The sequence below is a fragment of the Micromonospora sp. NPDC049580 genome, assembly GCF_040675595.1.
In the GTDB taxonomy this organism is placed as follows: domain Bacteria; phylum Actinomycetota; class Actinomycetes; order Mycobacteriales; family Micromonosporaceae; genus Micromonospora.
Genome location: NZ_JBFAPG010000728.1, coordinates 1 through 2,088, shown reverse-complemented (window position 1 = coordinate 2,088; position 2,088 = coordinate 1). Strand labels below are relative to the sequence as shown.

General features: G+C 74.8%; 2 protein-coding genes. One reads left to right on the top strand and one right to left on the bottom strand.

The features are described from left to right. Nucleotides 1-132 precede the first annotated feature (132 nt). Nucleotides 133-984 (top strand): pyridoxal kinase PdxY, encoded by an 852-nt coding sequence (gene pdxY / locus AB0J68_RS31475; RefSeq protein ID WP_363942441.1) that lies wholly within the window; start codon nt 133-135, stop codon nt 982-984. Between the two features lie 74 nt (nt 985-1,058). Here pdxY and AB0J68_RS31470 read toward each other — a convergent pair whose 3' ends face one another. Next, complete coding sequence (locus tag AB0J68_RS31470; protein WP_355136642.1) at nt 1,059-1,985, bottom strand: acetamidase/formamidase family protein; 927 nt, start codon at nt 1,983-1,985, stop codon at nt 1,059-1,061. Between the last annotated feature and the right edge of the window lie 103 nt (nt 1,986-2,088).

Sequence of the window (2,088 nt, the reverse complement as noted above, 5' to 3'; positions counted from 1 at the left end):
CCGGCTCGCGGCTCGGCCGCGGCGCGGTCTGCCCGCTGCAGTGCGGGGTGGCCGGTGCGGGCCGGAGTGGCCCAGCCGACAGATTCGGCGGGCCGCGCGCTGCGCGCCGTCGGAGGCGGCCATGATGGGTCGGTGCAGATCCTGTCCATCCAGTCGTCGGTCGCCTACGGCCACGTCGGCAACTCGGCCGCCGTCTTTCCCCTCCAGCGACTCGGGCACGAGGTCTGGCCCGTCCTGACGGTCCACTTCTCCAACCACACCGGGTACGGCGCGTGGCGCGGGCCGCTGCTGGCGGCCGCCGACGTGGCCGAGGTGATCGCGGGCATCGCCGACCGGGGGGTTCTCGGTGGCGCCGACGCGGTGCTGTCGGGCTACCAGGGCGATCCGGCGATGGGCGCCGTGATCCTGGACGCGGTGGCCCAGGTCAAGGCTGCCAACCCGGCCGCGGTGTACTGCTGCGACCCGGTGATGGGCGACATCGGCCGGGGCATGTTCGTCCGGCCCGGCATTCCGGAGTACCTGCGCGACACAGTCGTGCCGCGCGCCGACATCATCACGCCGAACCACTTCGAGTTGGACTTCCTGGCCGGCCGCACGACGTCCTCGCTGGCGGAGGTGCTGGAGGCCGTCGACGTCGTCCGTGCCACCGGGCCGCGGCACGTCCTGGTCACCAGCGTGCTGCACAGCGACGTGCCGGCGGGCGCGCTGGAGGTGGTGGCGGTCTCCGACGAGGGCGCCTGGGCGGTGACCACGCCGCTGCTGCCGATCAGTCCGAACGGCGGGGGTGACGTCACCGCGGCGCTGTACCTGGCGCACCTGTTGACCTCCGGCTCACCCGCGACCGCGTTGGAGCAAACCATCTCCTCCGTCTTCACCGTCCTGGAGGCGACCCTCGCGGCGGGCACCCGGGAGATCCAGCTGATCGCGGCACAGGACGCGATCGCCGAGCCGCCGGTGAGGTTCACTGCCCGCCGGCTGCGCTGACAGCCGTCCGCCGCTGCGAGCCGGCGCGGGCGGTCCGCCACGTCGCCGCCGCGCGGGCGGTCCGTTGTGGCGGCTCAGCGCAGCGCGTCGTCGCGCAGCACCGCGTGCGCGCCGACGGTCTGGTTGACGATCTGGGTCACCCGCACGTCGACGACGACGCTGGCCAGCGCCACCGCGTCCGGTCGGCTGAGGCCGTGCAGCCGTTGCAGCAGGGTCAGCATCCCATCGAGGGCCATGAACGTCGCGTCGTCGAGGGACGCGCCCACGCCCAGCGTCAGCCAGGCGTCGGCGGTGCGGGCCACCGGGCCGGTGACCGGGAAGTCGTCGCGGACGTCGAAGGTCAGCGTCACCTCGTCCATCGGGCACTCGATCGCCGTACCGCCGACCTCACCGTCGCCCTGCGCGGCGTGCCCGTCCCCCACCGAGAACAGCGCCCCGTCGACCGGGATCGGCAGCAGCAGGGTGCTGCCGGCGGTCAGGTCCTTGCAGTCCAGGTTGCCGCCCCAGGGCCGAGGCGGAATGGTGGAGTGCTTCCCCGGCTCGGCGGGCGGCATGCCGAGCACTCCCATGAACGGGCGCAGCGCCACCGTGTGGCCATGCTGGTTGCGGCCGGTCAACGCCACCGGGTCCAGCTCCCAGGCGTGCACCACGCCGTCGGCCGCGACGCCGTAGCGCTGGTTGAACCCGCTCGCCCACCCGCCGGCCACCGTCGTTCCCCAGGTGGCGGGGACGATCGCGTCGATGCGTACCGCGAGGGTCTGGCCGGCCCGCGCACCGCGGACCGCGACCGGCCCGGTCAGCGCATGCCCGTGATCGGGCCGGTGCTGCGGGGCCCGGGGCCGGTCCCGGTTCGCCCCGCCGGGGTACGGGCCGGCCGACCACCAGCAGTCCAGGGTGCGGTAGGTGACGGTGTCGCCGGGGTCGATGGTGAGGGCCGGCGCGAGGTCGGGGGAGAAGTGACCGTGCAGGGTGTCGTCGCCGGGTGCGAGGGTGTGTCGCATCTGCGCAGGCTACGTGCCGACGCCGCGCGGCGCGACCGCTGCGGGGCGGCCGACCGCGCCCGGCGGCGGCTCGTGAGCCGGTGCGCGGCCGGCCCGAGCCGGG